The organism is Pseudomonas sp. PvP009, from assembly GCF_017832995.1.
Classification (GTDB): Bacteria; Pseudomonadota; Gammaproteobacteria; order Pseudomonadales; family Pseudomonadaceae; genus Aquipseudomonas; species Aquipseudomonas syringae.
The window spans coordinates 1,358,672-1,374,642 of record NZ_JAFIBG010000001.1 but is presented as its reverse complement, the minus strand read 5'-3'; the positions used below and the strand labels follow the sequence as shown (position 1 = coordinate 1,374,642).

Sequence of the window (15,971 nt, the reverse complement as noted above, 5' to 3'; positions counted from 1 at the left end):
GGGCTTTACCACTCGGCGCGTCGCATACCGGTCATTGATGCCGCTATCAGCTATGCGCCTGGCGTCATGCAGCAGAGTGAACGTTAAAGACTGCTGCTGACCCGTTCCGCCACATCGGCAGGCAACCAGGCTTTCCAGACGTCGGGATGTTGCTTGAGAAAGCGTGCAGCCACGACCTTGGCATCCTCGTGCTTGTCACTCATTTCGCCCAAGGTCTTGTTCAGCAGGTCAATCGGGAAATCCACGCCCTTGAAGACACTCACCAGCTCAGGGTATTGCTTGCTGAATTCTGCCGATACGCCGATCGACAGCGTTGCCGCCAGCGAAGACGTGCCGCGCGGGTTGGGGTTGCTGGCGTCGGTCAGGGTTTTCCAGGCCTCGGCGTCAAAGGCGGGCTCGTCCAGTTTGATCAGCTTGTACTTGCCCAACAGCGGCGTAGGTGACCAGTAGTAAAACAACACCGGCTTGCCGCGCCGGATGGACGATGCGACCTCGGCGTCCAGTGCTGCGCCCGAGCCGGTGCGGAAGTTGACGAAGCTGTCGGCCAGGCCATAAGCCTTGAGTTTCTGGGTGTTGACGATTTCCGAAGTCCAGCCGCTCGGGCTGTTGAGGAACCGGCCTTTGTCCGGCGATTCCGGGTCTTTGAAGACGTCCTTGTGGCGCGCCAGATCCGCAACAGATTTCAGGTCCGGCGCCAGCGGTTTGATGCCTTTGGCGGCGTCGCCCTTGATCACGTACTCGGGCACCCACCAGCCTTCGGTCGCGCCCTTGACGATGTTGCCCAGGCCGAGCACATTGCCTTCCTCTTCAGCCTTGACCCACACCGGGCTGCGTCCGGTCCATTCTTCGGCGATCACCTGAATATCATTTTTCGCCAGCGCGGTTTCCAGGCTGACCGTACTGCCTGGCAGGGTATCGGTCGGGTAGCCATAGCCCTTCTCGACAATGGTACGCAGGACTTCAGTGATCAGGCTGCCGCTTTCCCAGGTCAGCGCGCCAAACTGGATAGGCTTGGTTTTTTCAGCCGCTGTCGCGGTCTGCCCCAGTAGGCCCAGCGCCAGAAGTGAACAGCCCAGTAGTCGTGTTATTGATTTCATGCTCACCTCAAATGGCGCGGAAGAAACGGGTCTGAAAGTATCGACACCAGCCTGCGCCGATTAGTTGTCACGGCTTGAGCCTCTGTATGATGCAAGGCTCCTATTTCAAGCGCAGCCGCAATGTCCGAAATCCAGTTCTATTCGCTACCTGATGAGTGTCGCCCATTGCTGGGCAAGTTCTACCGCGAGCACCAGTCGTCAATGCGCGCTGCCAGCAAAGGCCAGGCATGGGTTGCAAAGCAGGCAGAAATCATCGGCGCGTTGTGCTTGACGCCTGTTGCAGAGGGGCATTGGCTGACCGGGCTGTTCGTGGCGCCGGCGCTGCGTGGACAGGCAGTGGCGCGGGGCCTGATCGAAGCGGCATTGCAACCTCTGGGCGGGCCGGTGTGGCTGTTCTGCCATCCTGATCTGCTGGGCTTCTACCAACGCTCAGGATTCGAGACGGCACAGCGTCTGCCACAGACCCTCGGCGAACGATTCATGCGTTACAGCCGCAGCAAGCCGCTGATAGCACTGTGCCGCGAAGCCTGACGGCTTCGCTGTGCCACACGACGATCACTCGTCGGCGTTGGGGTCCATGTCCGGAAACATCACGTCCATGAAGCCGAATTTACTGAAATCGGTGATGCGGGATGGGTAAAGTCGACCGATCAGGTGGTCGCATTCATGCTGAACGACGCGTGCGTGAAAACCATGGGCAACACGTTCGATGGGCTGCCCCTGAGGATCGTAGCCTTCGTAACGAATGCTCTGATAACGGTCCACCATGCCGCGCAATCCGGGCACTGACAGACACCCTTCCCAGCCCTCTTCCAGCGTCGGGCTCAGCGGGGTGATCAGCGGGTTGATGAGGATCGTCTGCGGGACCGCCTCGGCCTGGGGATAGCGCTCGTTGCGCTCGAAACCGAAAATCACCAGTTGCAGGTCAATGCCGATCTGCGGTGCCGCCAAGCCAACACCGCCGACGCTGTGCATGGTTTCGAACATGTCAGCAATCAGCGTATCGAGCTCGCTGCTGCCGAACATCTCTGCGGGCACCGGAGGGGCGATGCGCAACAAGCGCTCATCGCCCATCTTCAGGATTTTGTGGATCATGACTGCCTGTCTCTTGCCGACTTAAAAAGCGATCTTGCCACAGAAATCGATCAGGCTTCGTCAGCCTTCTGCAGCGGCACCGAGTGGTCGCGGCCCAGACCCGAGACATGCTGCTTGTCTGTCTCGCTGCTTTCTTCGCCGCCGTCACCGGCTTCCTTCTCGCCTGCGTCCTTGCCTTCAGCGGACATGTGCTCGATCACCGCATTCATTTCCGCCCCCAGCAACAGCACCGCCGCCGAGATGTAGAAATACAGCAGCAGCACGATGATCGCGCCGATGCTGCCGTACATGGCGTTGTAGTCGGCAAAGGTCTTGACGTAAAAACCGAAGGCCAGGGAAGCAACGATCCATACCACCACGGCCAGCACCGAACCTGGAGTGATGAAGCGAAACTCCTGTTTGACGTCAGGCATCACGTAATAGATCAGTGCCACAGCGACCATCAGCAGAATGATGATCGCGGGCCAGCGCAGGATGGTCCACAGTGTGACGATGAAGTCTTCCATGCCGATCTGCGCGGCAATCCAGTTCATGACCTGCGGCCCGAGCACCATGAAGGCGGCTGCCGCCAGCAACATGCCGGCAATGCCTACGGTGTAGAGAATCGACAGCGGCAGACGCTTCCAGATAGGACGCCCTTCGACGACGTCGTACGCAGCGTTCATGGCGCTCATCATCAGGCGCACGCCCGCTGACGCGGTCCACAGCGCGATGACGATACCGATCGACAGCAAGCCACCCTTGGACTGCTGCAACTGGTCGATGACCGGGTTGACCTGCTCGAGGGCCTGCGGCGGCAAGAGGAACTCCGATTGCAGTCGCAACCAGGAGAAAAAGTCCGGCAGATGCAAGAAACCGATCAGCGCGATCAGAAACAGCAGGAACGGAAACAGAGAAAACAGCATCTGGTAAGCCAGTGCAGATGCATAGGTGGACATCTCGTCATCGAGGAACTCATTGACGGTTCTCACCAGCACCTTGCCGACTTTCAATTTACGCAAATGGGGGAAAATCATGGCGCTTCCTCTCGCTCCCTTACTGGAAAACCTTACATCCTGAAAACCGGCATGTCCTAGATGACATATCGCGCTGACGGAGCCGATACGCGAATACCGATGGCACATTGACTGGACAGGCCATGAAAGGTTTCAGTCCCGCAGAGCAGAAAGCATAACGGCCATCCGTGGATGACCGTTATCGGTAATGCATGCTCCCGGCGCCAACGCGCCGGAAACAATCGACTCAAGCCTTGTCAACGCCCTTCTTGATCGCATCCTTGACCTTGCCTACGGCCTGCTGGCCTTCGCCTTTCAGCTCTTGTACCTTGCCTTCAGCCTGCAGCTTGTCATTGTCGGTAGCCTTGCCAACAGCCTGCTTGACGTTACCAACTGCTTCGTTGGCCATACCTTTGGCTTTATCGCTGGTGCTGCTCATCGAAAATCTCCTGGGTCTGAAGACCGCACTGGAATCGGATGTCGTACTCGACAAAAGATTGACCTGTGTGGGAGGCAAAGAGTTTCAACTATTTTCGGGGCCCTGTTGCCGCTCATCTGCCGTGCATTGGGGCAGGTTTGCGGCAGAGTTTGTGCGAGAATGCGCGCCACCGTTGTCCGGCAGGGCCGACACGCTGAACACACCGATTCACAGGAACGTTATGAAACTCGATAAAAAGCTGGCCATCGCACGCAGAAACCAGGATCTGGGTGGTGCAGTGCTGGGCGTCAACAACACGCATTTCGCCGTGCTGGACCACAAAAGAAACATCTGGTGGTTCGACCTGCCTGTCCCGCGCCTGCAAGTAGGTCAGTACGAGTGGCTGCACCTGCTGCTGCACACGCCTGAAACCGACCAGTTGCTGCATTTGAAAGTGACCACGGTCTTCATGCGCGATCACATGGAAGGCCTTGAAGTGCGCAATGCCGACAAGCGCAAGCCGACCGTCAGCCTGGAGCTGAGCGCCGACAAGGACTCTTTCCTCAAGGACATGCGCCCCAAGGGCAGCAACCTGAGTTTTGCCAGCTTCCTGCAGAAGTAACTCTGAACGTAGCGGCAGCGTAGCCGCTACGCTCGCGCACTGTGTCGGGTGAACGTTGCGCATCGGCAACGCTCATTGCGGCACAGCGCTTCAGGCAAACTTACGTACCGCCAGATAGCCCGCCGTACCGGCCAGCGCCGACACAATCGTGCCCCACGCATGATCCACCAGCGCCAGCTGCGCCGGCCAGCCCTGCAAGGTGGCCCAGTTGGTCAGGTCATAGGTGCCATAGGCAATCAGCCCCAGCAGACCGCTGCACAATGTCGCATGGCTCAGTCGCTGCACTCTGAGCGCAGGCATGACGCCGAAAAACACCACCCCCGCTCCGTACATTAGATAAAACGCGATGGCAGGCCCCAATACCGGCGTATCGAGCATCAGTGGTCCGAGCCATTCACGGTAGGTCGGCCCCATCAACACGCCCAGCCACAGTCCGTCGAGGATCAGAAACGCCAGCAATGTGCCGAAGTAAGCGATCAGTATTCTTTTCATGGCGCGTCCTTGATGAAGTTTCAGGGCCGGGAAAGCCCGCTTGAGGGTATGACCGACCAAAGGTAGACATTGATCCATCCAACTTCAGGACTTTTAAAAGGTTAAGGGAGTCAGTGTTAACGAGCGTTATGGAGTTTCAAGCACATGAACACTGTTGGTCCCCTGAAAATAGATGTCTGGAGCGACTACGTCTGCCCCTTCTGCTACCTGCAACTGGCCGTCCTGGAACAGCTTCAGCAAACCTACGGTGAACGGCTCGAATTCAATTGGCATGCCTTTGAACTGCGCCCTGATCCGCTGGCACTGCTCGACCCGAGTGCCGATTATCTGCGTGAAACCTGGTCTCGCTCAGTGCTGCCGATGGCCGACAGGCGTCAGGTGACAATGAAGATGCCCAGCGTTCAGCCGCGCAGCCGCAAGGTGCTGGAAGCCGCGGCCTTTGCCAGGAACGCAGGAAGTTTTGAAGCCTTCCACAAAGAGGCTTATCGGGCTTTCTTCGAAAAGGGGCTGGATATCGGCGAGACGCACACGTTGCTCGAGCTGGCCGCCACCCTTGGGCTGGATCGGCAAGCGATGGAGCAGGCACTCAACGCCGGTCATTTCGAAAAGGCCGTGATGGACGACCAGCAATTGGCGCAAAAGCTTGGACTGAGAGCGGTGCCGGTCCTGCTGCTGCGACGCAGTGGCGAGGCACTGGAAGACGCCCGGGTATTCAACGGCACCTTGCCGTTTGATCGCCTGAGCCAGGAAATAGACGCGCTCGCCACCTGGGCCTGAGGTGCCGCAAGCTGCGTCGATTGCAGCTCACATCGATTAACTCAAGGGCACCCAGGCTGCGATGCCGTATCAGACCAGCTCGATACGGTCGGCGTGAATCACGATCTGGCCCTGCTTGTACAACGCACCAATGGCCTTTTTGAAGTTGCCCTTGCTGACGCCAAACAGGCCGCTGATAACCTGCGGATCACTTTTATCGCTGACTGGCAGCGTGCCGTCGTTCTCGCGCAGCTTGGCAAGAATCTTCGAATTCAAGCTGCTTGCGGCCTCTGCACCGACGGGCTGCAGGCTCAGGCTGATATTGCCGTCGCTGCGAATTTCCTTGATGTAGCCTTTTTCCTGCTTGCCGGCGCGCATGAACTTGAACACTTCGTTCTTGTGAATCAGGCCCCAGTGCTTGTTGTTGATGATCGCCTTGAAGCCCATGTCGGTCGCTTCGGCGACCAGCAAATCGACTTCCTGCCCCACGCTGTAATTGGCGGGAGTTTTATCCAGGTAGCGGTCCAGACGCGCAGTGGCGGTGATGCGCCGTGTGTGCTTGTCGAGGTAGACGTGAACCACGCAGTAATCACCGGCCTGCAGGGTGCGCTTCTCTTCGGAGTATGGCAGCAACAGGTCCTTGGGCAGGCCCCAGTCGAGGAACACACCGATGCTGTTGACTTCAACCACCTTCAGGCTGGCGAACTCACCGACCTGCACCTTGGGCTTTTCAGTGGTGGCGAGCAGCTTGTCTTCGCTATCCAGATAGACGAACACATTGAGCCAGTCTTCATCTTCCGTAGGAACGTCCTTGGGGATGTACCGATTGGGCAGAAGGATTTCACCATCCTGCGCACCGTCCAGATAAAGACCGAAGTTCGTGTGCTTGACGATTTGCAAGCTGTTGTAGCGCCCGATTAAAGCCATTTCCAGATACCCTCATTACGTGGGCGGCATTCTACCCGACTTTGAGTCCGGGTTCGCGTTGCGTGGCCGAAGGTGGCGATGCAGCCTCCACTCGTCAGTTTCCCGGTTACCCATCAATCGGCCTTGCTGGGCGGCGGCGCAGCGCCTCATCGAAAATTTATATCTGAAAACAGTCGGTTAGCGCCATTTAGAAGAAATCCGGCCAGCCACCGATTACAGGCCCGGCTCGGGCGAATGCCATATTCACCAAGCAATAATCAAGCGTTTCCTGTACTCTGGCTGGCCGTATTACGTTTATGAAGGTAAATGGCAGCCATGCGTATCAAAGCATCCCACTCGAAAGCCAAACCCGCCCCAGCCGTTGAAACGAGCGACTCGATCAACGCGCAGATTGCAGCTTTCCTGAAGTCCGGCGGTGAAATCCAGCAAATTGCCAAAGGCGTGAGTGGCCAGACCTTCGCACCTTCCAAGCAGATCAATCTCGGTAAAAAGTAAAACCGCGTCCTGCCTGTCGATCTCTACGCGCCTTGACACTCAAGGCGCTAGATTGACCATCCTTCGCTGGATATTCTTCCGGCCACGCTGCTACTCTCTCCTCTGATATCACTATGACCACGAGCTGGATCACGCTCTGGACGTTATCTTCTTTGTGGAATGCTCGAATGAAGAACTGGATGCTTTTCGGTGCACTTGTCTACCTTGGCGGCTGCGCGTCGCACCACTGCGAAAATGGCCCCAACGACAGTCAGCTCACCGACAGCCCTTGCCGGGCGGAGCACCTGCTGTATCAGAACGACATGCTGCAGGCCAAACTGCTGATCAGCGAAGACAACCGCGAAAACTATGAGCTGGCCGAAGCCATGCTGCGCCGAGCCGCACTTGACGACGCGTCGGGCGAAGCCGAGTTCTATCAGGCCGTGTTGCTGATTCGCCAGCAGGCCGACCCAAAGCAGATTATCGATTTGCTGCAAACCGCTGCGAAACACAAGCATCCCCTGGCCATCGCCCTGCTCTCCCAGCAATTGAGCGTCAGCGATCCAAAGCTTGCCGAACGTTACCAGGCTGAATACGCCCAACTGGACGTCGCCAAGAGCGGCTACCCGTCGTTCGAGCAGGCGCTGGTGGTGATTCGCGGTCTGATCATCCCCTCTGCGCGCACCACTGCGGCCAACTGACACACAACGGATCGACGAACGGTCCGCCCTCTGCTCATTTCGACGGTATGCTTGCGAGGCTCTAGCTCGCGGCATGTGTCGGCTCCTGAGCCATTTTCGATACGCCATCCCTGACCACACTCCTCGCAGATCAAGGAGTGAGCCATGCTCAGCCATCGCTTACACGTGCTGTCTTTCAGCGCCATGCTTGTTTGTCAGTCCGTCTCTGCCCAGGTTCTGGAGCGGGATCTGGGCGACTTCGACCTGAAACTCGCCACCACGCCTACGCGCAGCATGGCCCAGGGTCTGGTAACGCCCACCGGCGGCTCCGGCTCCTTTCACGGCGGCATGGACCTGACTCACGAGAGCGGTTTCTACTTCGGGCAATGGGCGCCCAACATGGGCCTGGCCTCCGATACCGGAATGGAGCTCGATTCCTACATGGGCTTCAAGAAGCCCTTCGATAACACCCTTGGCTACGAGCTGGGGATGATTCGTTACAGTTACCCCGACACCAGCCAGATCGACAGCCACGAGTTCTATGCCGGTCTGCGCATGCGTGACAGCCGGATCGGCGCGGCCTTCAGCAACGATGTCGGCACCCGCGACAGTACGGTATTCGTCGATCTGGGCGCCATCGAGCAACTCGGCGTCGGGGTGCGCATGCAGTACGCCAATCACCAGTTCGATACCCCGCAGTCCGCCGCCGACGGCGGGTTGATCAACGGCTTCAACGACTGGTCGCTGAACCTGTCACGCCCCTGGCTGGGCATCGACATGAACCTCATCTACAGCGGCTCCAGCCTGAGCGGCGGCGATTGCAGCGTTTACAGCGGCCACAACGCACGCTGTGACGGGACGTTTACCCTCAAAGCGGTGCGTTCATTCTTTTAAAGGCCCAAACCGGTTGAACTGCCAGACGCTACGCTCCTCTACTGCACGTCAGTACGCCAAGGAGATGTCATGCAGTCTTTATTCAAAGCATTCGTCACGCTGTTGATGACCGTTGCACTGCTCACAGGATGCAATCAGGTAGGACTGGCGTATCGCAACCTCGACGTGATCATTCCGTGGACGCTCAGCGACTACCTGGACATGAATTCGGAACAGAAAGGCTGGCTGGACGTGCGCCTCAAGCAACACTTGAGCTGGCACTGCAGCACCCAGCTGCCGGAATACCTGACCTGGCTGGACAAACTCGAGGACATGGTCAAGACCGACCAGGTGACGTACGAAGGGCTGCAGGCTCGTACCAGCGAAGCCAAAGAGGCGATTGCCAAGATCTCGAAGGAAATCACCCCGTCTGCGGTGGAGTTGCTGTCGCGCTTTGACGACAAGCAGGTGCAGGAGATGCAGGAATCGTTCGCCAAGGATCAGCGCAAGCGCGAAAACAAATACCTCGACCAGCCACTGGAACGCCAGATCGCAGAACGTGCCGACCGTATGCAGAAACGCGTGACGCCGTGGGTCGGCAAGCTCAATCAGGCGCAGAAAGATCGCATTCAGGCCTGGTCTGCATCGCTGGGCGAACAGAACAAGGCCTGGATTGAAAACCGTACGCGCTGGCAGAACCTGTTCCTGGCCACGGTGCAGCAGCGTCAGGCCAGCGACTTTCCGCAACGCATCGCCGCGCTATTGCAGGACCGCGAGACGTTCTGGACCCCTGAATACCGCAAGGCCTACGACCAGACCGAGAAGGCCGCGATATCGCTGATCGTCGACATCACCGCCCTGAGCACCCCGGAACAACGCGCCAAACTGCTGAGCCGCATCGCCGACATGCGCAAGGACTTCACCGACCTAGACTGCCTGAAGTCGCAGAAGTGATCCGGTAGCCCTCTCACCAGAACTATCGTACCCATGCTCCGCGTAGGTATGCCGTTCCGGACGCTCTGCGTACTGCCTTGAGTGCGCGGCGCGGCGCAGAATCGTGACGCGGAGCGTCACCCAATGCATTCCCACGCGGAGCGTGAGGAACGATAGCTCTACAACTATCGTACCCGTGCTCCGCGTGGGTAAGCCGTTCTATGCGATCTGGGGCTTTTTGGCGATGGTGTCGAAGAGCGCGGGGTCAAGGGGGTCGCCGGCCTGCTCATTGAGCACCTGACGCGGGTGGTCGTTCCCCGGAATGCTGCTGTCGATCAAGGCCAGCAGGCTCGCGCCGCGCTTTGTCAGCATGTACGTCGAGCCATCTCCGCCTTCCTCGCGAGGACGCGGTTCGATGTAGCTGCGATTGAGCAATGTCTCGAATTCAGTGGATGTCGATGGGGTGCCGTTGTTCTGCACATCGTGCAGCAAACGCTCGATAAGGTCCCAGTTGTAAGTCATTTTTCTAAACCTCCGTCCAGCATGGAATGATCACCCATGACCTCCAGCCACGGGCATGCGACTCAAAGGGTGTGACCTGCGAGGTGTATGGCGGTTCAGAGAAGCTGGCGGGCGGTATAACGAGGCGTTGTCAGGACTGTAAAGAGGTTGATCGCTCCCGAATGCACGGGAGCGATCACGGCAATCACTCGGCAGCCGGGGCCGGGGTGCTGCGTTTTTTCAGCGGGGCCATGCCGTCCTGGCTGACCAGGTCGGACTTGGGACGGTTGACCGTCTTGCGTTTGGTTGGCCCTTTGGCCGCGACCTTCTTCTTGTCGCCCTTAGCGTCGGTCTTTTTCTTCTTGACGCCTACCGCCTTGCCGGAGGCCTTGACCTTCTTCGGCCCGCCGTAGGTGCCTTTGACTTCCTTGATGACGCGACGCTCGAAGCTCTGCTTGAGGTAGCGCTCCACGCTCGACATCAGGTTCCAGTCGCCATGACAGATCAGCGAGATCGCCAGACCGTCGCTGCCTGCACGGCCGGTACGTCCGACGCGGTGAACGTAGTCATCGCCGCTGCGTGGCATGTCGAAGTTGATCACCATGTCCAGACCTTCGACATCAAGGCCACGAGCCGCCACATCGGTGGCGACCATGATTTTCGCGCCGCCTTGCTTGAGACGGTCGATGGCCGCCTTGCGGTCCTTCTGGTCCTTGTCGCCGTGCAGCACGAACGCCTTGTATTCCAGCGCCACCAGGCGGCCATACAGACGGTCGGCCATGGCCTTGGTGTTGGTGAAGATAATGGCTTTCTGGTAAGTCTCGTTGGCCAGCAACCAGTTGAGAACCTGCTCTTTGTGCACATTGTGATCAGCAGTGATGATCTGGTGGCGTGTGCCGGAAGCCAGCTCGCTGACGCTGTTGACTTGCAGGTGCTGCGGATCCTTGAGCACCTTGCCGATCATTTCCCGCAAGCCAGCGCCGCCGGTGGTCGCCGAGAACAGCATGGTCTGCTCACGACCGGCACATTCGCCGGCCAGACGCTCGACGTCTTCGGAGAAGCCCATGTCCAGCATGCGGTCGGCTTCGTCCAGTACCAGCACTTCAACGTGCTTGAGGTCCAGATTGCCTGCGTTCAACTGCTCCAGCAGACGACCCGGCGTGCCGATCAGAATGTCCGGCACCTTGCGCAGCATGGCAGCCTGAACCTTGAAGTCCTCGCCACCGGTGATCAAACCGGCCTTGACGAAAGTGAACTGCGAAAAGCGCTCGACTTCCTTGAGCGTCTGCTGAGCCAGCTCACGGGTCGGCAGCAGGATCACCGCACGGATGTCGACGCGAACCTTGGCCGGGCCGATCAGACGGTTGAGGATCGGCAGCACAAATGCGGCGGTCTTGCCGCTACCGGTTTGCGCAGTCACCCGCAGGTCGCGCCCTTGCAGTGCGAGCGGAATGGCGGCCGCCTGCACGGGCGTAGGCTCGACAAATTTAAGCTCGGCCACAGCTTTGAGCAGGCGTTCGTGCAGGGCGAATTCGGAAAACACGGGTGCTACCTCGACGAAAAACAAAAATACAGCTGCATAGCGTAACGGTTTCGAGCGCCGGGGCCGAGTTTCTTTACCACCAAAGGCCGATTTTGTTTACCAACGGGCGAATAAAGGTCATTCGAAACGTCGCCAGACAACGCCGTCACCCCGCGCCTCGCGCCGATATTTCACCCCTCTTGCGCGCAGGAAATCGAAGGTCGTGATTTCTTTGTCTACCTTCAGATTCGGTTAAGAAACCGCTTCGATACTCCACCCTACTCGCTGACCGGGGGAGGAGCCTCGCCAATGCCTGATATCGATTCGAACATTCGTCTACCGCTGAGTTTTGGCAATACCGGGGCACCCACCCTGACCCTCTTCCGCGCCTTGGCGCATGAACAGCAGCGTGAACCTCTGGAACTGTTCGTTCAGCAACAATTTCGCAAAGCCCACGACGCCGACGTCAGGCAATTCATGCCGGAGCTTTTCGGGCTCCAGGACGGCAGCGGCGCGCTGTGTGCCGTGGCCGGTATTCGTCACGCCAGCGCCGGCACATTGTTTCTGGAGAACTATCTGGATGCGCCCATCGAACAGCAGGTCAACGCTGCGGCAGGCCGCTTGATCGAGCGCCAGGGCATCGTCGAAGTCGGCAACCTGGCGGCCAACAGCCTGGGCAGCGCTCGACTGAGCATCATCACAGTGACCTGGTTGCTGGCGATGAGCGGGTTTGAATGGGTCGCCTTTACCGGCAATGCGGCCCTGGTCAACAGCTTCAATCGTCTGGGCCTGAATCCGGTCACGCTATGCGCTGCCGATCCGGCCCGTCTGGGCGAAGGGCGTCACACCTGGGGCTCGTATTACGACTCACGGCCCAGCGTGCATGTCGGCGATATCCGTGCCGGTTTTCTGCACCTGAGCAGCATGGGCATTTTCGAACGTTTTGGACTGCCACAGACACTGGAGCCTGATTGCCATGTCGCATGAACGTGAAGCCTTTTGGCTAAGACTGCAGACGCTGGCCGATGAGCAGCCCCGGGCCATCGCCCTGCAAGGCGAAGACCGGACGCTGGATTACGCCGCACTGGTCGAGGAGATTACGCAGCGCCGCGAACAATTGCGCGTCGCCAATGCGCGGATCGTGGCGCTGATGCTGGACAACAGCCCCGACGCCCTGCTCTGGGACCTGGCCGTGCTGTTCGAAGGCCTGAGCTGCGTGGCGCTGCCGCCGTTCTTCAGCCTCACCCAAAGACGGCATTGCCTGCAACGAAGCCAGGCGGACACGGTGATCACCGGGTCGCTCTTCGCCCAAGAGCTGCAGGCCTCTGATTACAGACAACACGGCGCATTCTGGCAACGCCGCGCTGCCGAGCAAGTGTACATGCCAGTGGGCACCACTAAACTGACCTTTACCTCGGGCACCACAGGCACCCCCAAGGGCGTGTGCCTGAGTGCCGACAGCATCCTCCGGGTCGCTCGCGGGCTTCATGAAGCCAGTCAGTCGGTGCGACCTGTACACCATCTGAGCCTGTTGCCGCTGGCGATCCTGCTGGAAAACATCGGCTGTTATGCAGCCCTGTATGCCGGCGCACGCATCAGCCTGCCAAGCCAGCAGGAACTGGGTATCCAGGGTGCCAGTGGCGTCGACGCCTCGCGTCTGCTGATGTTTTTGCAACAGCGCCGCCCGGACAGCATGATTCTGGTTCCGCAATTGTTGCTGCTGCTGGTGACGGCCTGCGAAGCGGGTGCGTTCGATGCGTCGATGCTGAGCTTCGCTGCAGTCGGTGGCGCGCGCGTCAGCCTTGATCTGCTGTCGCGCGCTCAAGCGGCAGGCCTGCCGGTCTTCGAGGGCTATGGCCTGTCGGAGTGCGCCTCGGTCATCACCCTCAATCGACCGGACGCCCAGCGTGCCGGCAGCGTCGGTCGCCCACTGCCGCACATCTGGCTACGCCTGGCCGATGACGGCGAAGTGCTGGTGGCCGGCAGTCCGATGCTCGGCTATCTGGGCGACACGACACCCGCACCGGCCTGGTGGCCTACCGGCGATCTGGGTGAGCTCGATGCTGACGGCTACCTGTACTTGAAAGGCCGCAAGAAACATCAGTTCGTGACCAGCTTCGGACGCAACGTCAATCCGGAATGGATCGAAGCCGAACTGACCCAGAGCCACTGTATTGCCCAGGCATTCGTGTATGGCGAGGCCCTGCCGTCCAACCACGCCCTGCTCTGGCCATCGCGCCCCGGCACCACTGACCTGCAGATCGACGAGGCCGTCAACAAGGCCAATCAGGCGCTGCCCGATTACGCCCGCGTCACGAGCTGGACCCGCCTCGACGAGCCTTTCAGCCCCGCAAACGGTTTGTCTACCGCGAATGGCCGGCCTCGCCGCGAGGCCATTCTTGAACGCTACCAAACACTTTTTACTCCCTCCAACCTGACCCAAGGTGCCTTGTCATGAGTTTTTTTCAGACCCTGCAGGATGCGACCCAGGAACAACGCGAAACCCTGTTCAATCTGCCGATCATCCGCCAGGCAATGGCCGGCCAGGTCAGCCTGGAAAGTTACCGGGCGTTTCTGACTCAGGCCTACTACCACGTGCGCCACACCGTGCCGTTGATGATGGCTTGCGGCGCGCGGCTGCCGTCGCGCATGGAATGGCTGCGCGCGGCCGTCTGTGAGTACATCGAGGACGAATACGGGCATGAAAAGTGGGTACTCAACGATCTGCGTGCCTGCGGTGGGCAGGCAGATGCCGTGGAAAACGGCCAACCCGGCGCGCCTGTCGAACTGATGGTCGCCTACCTTTACGACCTGATCGCACGTGGCAACCCGGTGGGCCTGTTCGGCATGGTCAATGTGCTGGAAGGCACCAGCATTGCCCTGGCCACGCACGCAGCAGACAGCATGCGCAAAGGGCTCGGCCTTGGGCCAGAAGCGTTCAGCTACCTGAGTTCTCACGGCAGCCTGGACATCGGCCACATGGAAACCTTCCGCACACTGATGGACAAGGTCGATGATCCGGACGATCAACAGGCCGTGATTCATGCGTCGCGCATGGTTTACCGCCTGTACACCGACATGTTTCGCGAGTTGCCGGGCGCTGCCCTGACCGCGCACCAGGAGTCGGCTCATGCGGCTGCCTGACGCGCACGTCGTCCTTACGGGTGCCAGCGGCGGCATCGGTCTGGCCATTGCCGAAGCATTGTGCAGCCAGGGTGCCAAGGTGCTGGCAGTGTCGCGCCATGTGCATCCGCTGCGTCAGCTGCTCGAACTCTACCCAGCCAACCTGCACTGGGTCGAGGCGGACCTGTGCACGGCACAGGGTCGTCAGCAAGTGGTCCGCGCGGTCGGCGCCGTGCCTGGCGTCAACCTGCTGATCAATGCGGCGGGCACCAACCATTTCGCGATGCTTGAACAGCTGTCAGCCAGCGACATCGATTCCATGCTGACCCTTAATGTGCATGCCCCGATCCAGTTGACCAGCCTGATGCTGCCGGTGCTCAAGCAGGCCAGCGAAGCCATGGTGGTCAACGTCGGTTCTACCTACGGCTCCATCGGCCATGCCGGGTATGCCACCTACTGCGCCAGCAAGTTTGCGTTGCGAGGGTTTTCCGAAGCGCTGCGTCGCGAGCTGGCCGACACCCGGGTGGGCGTACTGTACGTCGCCCCGCGCGCCACCCGGACCAGCATGAACAGCGCCGCAGCACAGGCACTGAACGACGCGCTGAGTTCGGCAGTCGACGACCCGCAAGACGTCGCCCAAGCGGTGCTCCAGGCCATTGCAGGTAACCGCAGAGAGCTTTACCTGGGGTGGCCGGAGCGTTTTTTCATCAGGCTCAACAGCCTGTTGCCGACCCTCGTGGACTGGGGCCTGCGCAAGCATCTCCCGTTGATCCGCCACCACAGTTCACCCATTGCGCAAGAGAAGCACATACCATGAAAAGAATCGCTTTCGTCGTCATGAGCCTGATCAGCCTGCCGCTCTGGGCACTCGATGCACCCGACCAGCAGCGTCTGGCCGGTATCCAGAAGGAATGGGCGCATATTCAGTACGGCCTGCCCGAGAAGCAGCGTGTCGATGCATTCGAGAAGCTGGCCACGCAAGCCACGGCCTTCACTCAGGATCGTCCTGACGCAGCAGAAGCGTGGATCTGGTCGGGCATCGTCACCAGCAGTTGGGCCGGGGCACAAGGCGGCCTTGGCGCGCTGGGCAAAGCCAAACAGGCAAAGGCCGACCTGGAAAAGGCCATGACCCTGGACGCCAATGCCTTGCAGGGCTCGGCCTACACCAGCCTGGCAGCGCTGTATGACAAGGTTCCGGGTTGGCCGATAGGCTTCGGCGACTCGGCCAAGGCCGGGCAATTGCTGGAGCAAGCGTTGAAAATCAACCCGAACGGCATAGATACGCTATTTTTCTCGGCGCAACATCAGTTCGATCAGGGCAACTATGCTCAAGCACAGCAAGCTTTGAACAAGGCGTTGCAGGCACCACCCCGTCCGGGCCGTGAAGAGGCCGACGCCGGGCGCAGGAAAGACATCCAGTCGCTGCTCACCAGCGTGAACAAGAAGCTCAACTGACGGAGACA

Annotated in this window: 20 protein-coding genes; 12 read left to right on the top strand and 8 right to left on the bottom strand. The window is 59.5% G+C overall.

The annotated features are described in order from the left end of the window. Positions 1-83: 83 nt before the first annotated feature. Positions 84-1,097: an ABC transporter substrate-binding protein gene (locus JOE29_RS06060; RefSeq protein ID WP_210079021.1), complete on the bottom strand. Its 1,014-nt coding sequence runs from the start codon at positions 1,095-1,097 to the stop codon at positions 84-86. Positions 1,098-1,217: 120 nt separating this feature from the next. On the opposite strand from JOE29_RS06060, the gene JOE29_RS06055 reads away from it, so the two are divergent. Beyond that, a complete protein-coding gene (locus JOE29_RS06055; RefSeq protein ID WP_210079019.1) occupies positions 1,218-1,628 on the top strand; it encodes a GNAT family N-acetyltransferase in 411 nt (136 codons plus the stop codon). 24 nt (positions 1,629-1,652) lie between these two features. On the opposite strand, the gene def is transcribed toward JOE29_RS06055, so the two are convergent. From def to JOE29_RS06040, 3 genes are all read right to left on the bottom strand, one after another. Continuing rightward, positions 1,653-2,192: a peptide deformylase gene (gene def / locus JOE29_RS06050; RefSeq protein ID WP_074952024.1), complete on the bottom strand. Its 540-nt coding sequence runs from the start codon at positions 2,190-2,192 to the stop codon at positions 1,653-1,655. Positions 2,193-2,242: 50 nt separating this feature from the next. Next, positions 2,243-3,208, bottom strand: a complete 966-nt coding sequence (locus tag JOE29_RS06045) for a YihY/virulence factor BrkB family protein (protein ID WP_003314504.1) — start codon at positions 3,206-3,208, stop codon at positions 2,243-2,245. A gap of 226 nt (positions 3,209-3,434) precedes the next feature. Further along, a complete protein-coding gene (locus JOE29_RS06040; protein ID WP_003314503.1) occupies positions 3,435-3,626 on the bottom strand; it encodes a CsbD family protein in 192 nt (63 codons plus the stop codon). 220 nt (positions 3,627-3,846) lie between these two features. On the opposite strand from JOE29_RS06040, the gene JOE29_RS06035 reads away from it, so the two are divergent. Beyond that, positions 3,847-4,227, top strand: a complete 381-nt coding sequence (locus JOE29_RS06035) for a hypothetical protein (protein ID WP_003314501.1) — start codon at positions 3,847-3,849, stop codon at positions 4,225-4,227. A gap of 90 nt (positions 4,228-4,317) precedes the next feature. Here the strand turns inward: JOE29_RS06035 and JOE29_RS06030 are convergent, their stop codons facing one another. Then, positions 4,318-4,719 (bottom strand): DUF2177 family protein, encoded by a 402-nt coding sequence (locus JOE29_RS06030; RefSeq protein ID WP_122219765.1) that lies wholly within the window; start codon positions 4,717-4,719, stop codon positions 4,318-4,320. A gap of 144 nt (positions 4,720-4,863) precedes the next feature. On the opposite strand from JOE29_RS06030, the gene JOE29_RS06025 reads away from it, so the two are divergent. Beyond that, positions 4,864-5,496, top strand: coding sequence for a DsbA family oxidoreductase (locus JOE29_RS06025; RefSeq protein ID WP_003393283.1), 633 nt, complete (start codon positions 4,864-4,866; stop codon positions 5,494-5,496). Positions 5,497-5,565: 69 nt separating this feature from the next. On the opposite strand, the gene JOE29_RS06020 is transcribed toward JOE29_RS06025, so the two are convergent. Next, positions 5,566-6,402 (bottom strand): S1-like domain-containing RNA-binding protein, encoded by an 837-nt coding sequence (locus JOE29_RS06020; protein ID WP_003314497.1) that lies wholly within the window; start codon positions 6,400-6,402, stop codon positions 5,566-5,568. A gap of 306 nt (positions 6,403-6,708) precedes the next feature. Between JOE29_RS06020 and JOE29_RS06015 the strand changes: the two genes are divergently transcribed. The 4 genes from JOE29_RS06015 to JOE29_RS06000 all read left to right on the top strand — a co-directional run bounded on the left by JOE29_RS06015 (position 6,709) and on the right by JOE29_RS06000 (position 9,383). Continuing rightward, positions 6,709-6,897 carry a hypothetical protein gene (locus JOE29_RS06015; RefSeq protein ID WP_002554403.1) on the top strand — a complete coding sequence of 63 codons (189 nt, stop codon included), beginning with the start codon at positions 6,709-6,711 and terminating at the stop codon, positions 6,895-6,897. 167 nt (positions 6,898-7,064) lie between these two features. Then, on the top strand, positions 7,065-7,577 hold the full coding sequence (locus JOE29_RS06010; protein ID WP_003314495.1) for a hypothetical protein: 513 nt from the start codon (positions 7,065-7,067) through the stop codon (positions 7,575-7,577). Positions 7,578-7,721: 144 nt separating this feature from the next. Then, positions 7,722-8,450: a TorF family putative porin gene (locus tag JOE29_RS06005; protein WP_011268648.1), complete on the top strand. Its 729-nt coding sequence runs from the start codon at positions 7,722-7,724 to the stop codon at positions 8,448-8,450. Positions 8,451-8,519: 69 nt separating this feature from the next. Then, positions 8,520-9,383: a DUF6279 family lipoprotein gene (locus tag JOE29_RS06000; RefSeq protein WP_003418306.1), complete on the top strand. Its 864-nt coding sequence runs from the start codon at positions 8,520-8,522 to the stop codon at positions 9,381-9,383. Between the two features lie 198 nt (positions 9,384-9,581). Here JOE29_RS06000 and JOE29_RS05995 read toward each other — a convergent pair whose 3' ends face one another. Both JOE29_RS05995 and JOE29_RS05990 read right to left on the bottom strand, forming a co-directional pair. Next, positions 9,582-9,884, bottom strand: coding sequence for a hypothetical protein (locus tag JOE29_RS05995; RefSeq protein WP_003349651.1), 303 nt, complete (start codon positions 9,882-9,884; stop codon positions 9,582-9,584). Positions 9,885-10,068: 184 nt separating this feature from the next. Further along, positions 10,069-11,406, bottom strand: a complete 1,338-nt coding sequence (locus tag JOE29_RS05990; RefSeq protein WP_003402477.1) for a DEAD/DEAH box helicase — start codon at positions 11,404-11,406, stop codon at positions 10,069-10,071. A gap of 288 nt (positions 11,407-11,694) precedes the next feature. Between JOE29_RS05990 and JOE29_RS05985 the strand changes: the two genes are divergently transcribed. Genes JOE29_RS05985 through JOE29_RS05965 form a run of 5 tightly spaced genes read left to right on the top strand, consistent with a single transcriptional unit; the run spans position 11,695 to position 15,963 of the window. Continuing rightward, positions 11,695-12,372 (top strand): thermostable hemolysin, encoded by a 678-nt coding sequence (locus tag JOE29_RS05985; RefSeq protein WP_024664874.1) that lies wholly within the window; start codon positions 11,695-11,697, stop codon positions 12,370-12,372. Further along, positions 12,362-13,843 (top strand): AMP-binding protein, encoded by a 1,482-nt coding sequence (locus tag JOE29_RS05980; protein ID WP_057445705.1) that lies wholly within the window; start codon positions 12,362-12,364, stop codon positions 13,841-13,843. Before JOE29_RS05985 ends, JOE29_RS05980 begins: the two co-directional genes overlap by 11 nt. Further along, entirely contained in the window at positions 13,840-14,529 is a 690-nt protein-coding gene (locus JOE29_RS05975; RefSeq protein ID WP_003418317.1) for an iron-containing redox enzyme family protein, read from the top strand. Before JOE29_RS05980 ends, JOE29_RS05975 begins: the two co-directional genes overlap by 4 nt. Next, the gene (locus JOE29_RS05970; protein WP_003418319.1) at positions 14,516-15,325 is read left to right on the top strand and encodes an SDR family oxidoreductase; all 810 of its coding nucleotides are present in this window, start codon (positions 14,516-14,518) and stop codon (positions 15,323-15,325) included. The genes JOE29_RS05975 and JOE29_RS05970 overlap by 14 nt, the downstream gene beginning before the upstream one ends. Next, positions 15,322-15,963, top strand: coding sequence for a tetratricopeptide repeat protein (locus tag JOE29_RS05965; RefSeq protein ID WP_003393294.1), 642 nt, complete (start codon positions 15,322-15,324; stop codon positions 15,961-15,963). The genes JOE29_RS05970 and JOE29_RS05965 overlap by 4 nt, the downstream gene beginning before the upstream one ends. Positions 15,964-15,971 lie beyond the last annotated feature (8 nt).

Coding starts and splice junctions, on each gene's coding strand:
- JOE29_RS05980 (WP_057445705.1), top strand. CDS start 12,362: ATGTCGCATGAACGTGAAGCCTTTTGGCTAAGACTGCAGACGCTGGCC.
- JOE29_RS05995 (WP_003349651.1), bottom strand. CDS start 9,884: ATGACTTACAACTGGGACCTTATCGAGCGTTTGCTGCACGATGTGCAG.
- JOE29_RS06005 (WP_011268648.1), top strand. CDS start 7,722: ATGCTCAGCCATCGCTTACACGTGCTGTCTTTCAGCGCCATGCTTGTT.
- JOE29_RS06060 (WP_210079021.1), bottom strand. CDS start 1,097: ATGAAATCAATAACACGACTACTGGGCTGTTCACTTCTGGCGCTGGGC.
- JOE29_RS06010 (WP_003314495.1), top strand. CDS start 7,065: ATGAAGAACTGGATGCTTTTCGGTGCACTTGTCTACCTTGGCGGCTGC.
- JOE29_RS06040 (WP_003314503.1), bottom strand. CDS start 3,626: ATGAGCAGCACCAGCGATAAAGCCAAAGGTATGGCCAACGAAGCAGTT.
- JOE29_RS05970 (WP_003418319.1), top strand. CDS start 14,516: ATGCGGCTGCCTGACGCGCACGTCGTCCTTACGGGTGCCAGCGGCGGC.
- JOE29_RS06015 (WP_002554403.1), top strand. CDS start 6,709: ATGGCAGCCATGCGTATCAAAGCATCCCACTCGAAAGCCAAACCCGCC.
- JOE29_RS06030 (WP_122219765.1), bottom strand. CDS start 4,719: ATGAAAAGAATACTGATCGCTTACTTCGGCACATTGCTGGCGTTTCTG.
- JOE29_RS05965 (WP_003393294.1), top strand. CDS start 15,322: ATGAAAAGAATCGCTTTCGTCGTCATGAGCCTGATCAGCCTGCCGCTC.
- JOE29_RS06025 (WP_003393283.1), top strand. CDS start 4,864: ATGAACACTGTTGGTCCCCTGAAAATAGATGTCTGGAGCGACTACGTC.
- def (WP_074952024.1), bottom strand. CDS start 2,192: ATGATCCACAAAATCCTGAAGATGGGCGATGAGCGCTTGTTGCGCATC.
- JOE29_RS05975 (WP_003418317.1), top strand. CDS start 13,840: ATGAGTTTTTTTCAGACCCTGCAGGATGCGACCCAGGAACAACGCGAA.
- JOE29_RS05985 (WP_024664874.1), top strand. CDS start 11,695: ATGCCTGATATCGATTCGAACATTCGTCTACCGCTGAGTTTTGGCAAT.
- JOE29_RS06020 (WP_003314497.1), bottom strand. CDS start 6,402: ATGGCTTTAATCGGGCGCTACAACAGCTTGCAAATCGTCAAGCACACG.
- JOE29_RS06000 (WP_003418306.1), top strand. CDS start 8,520: ATGCAGTCTTTATTCAAAGCATTCGTCACGCTGTTGATGACCGTTGCA.
- JOE29_RS06035 (WP_003314501.1), top strand. CDS start 3,847: ATGAAACTCGATAAAAAGCTGGCCATCGCACGCAGAAACCAGGATCTG.
- JOE29_RS06045 (WP_003314504.1), bottom strand. CDS start 3,208: ATGATTTTCCCCCATTTGCGTAAATTGAAAGTCGGCAAGGTGCTGGTG.
- JOE29_RS06055 (WP_210079019.1), top strand. CDS start 1,218: ATGTCCGAAATCCAGTTCTATTCGCTACCTGATGAGTGTCGCCCATTG.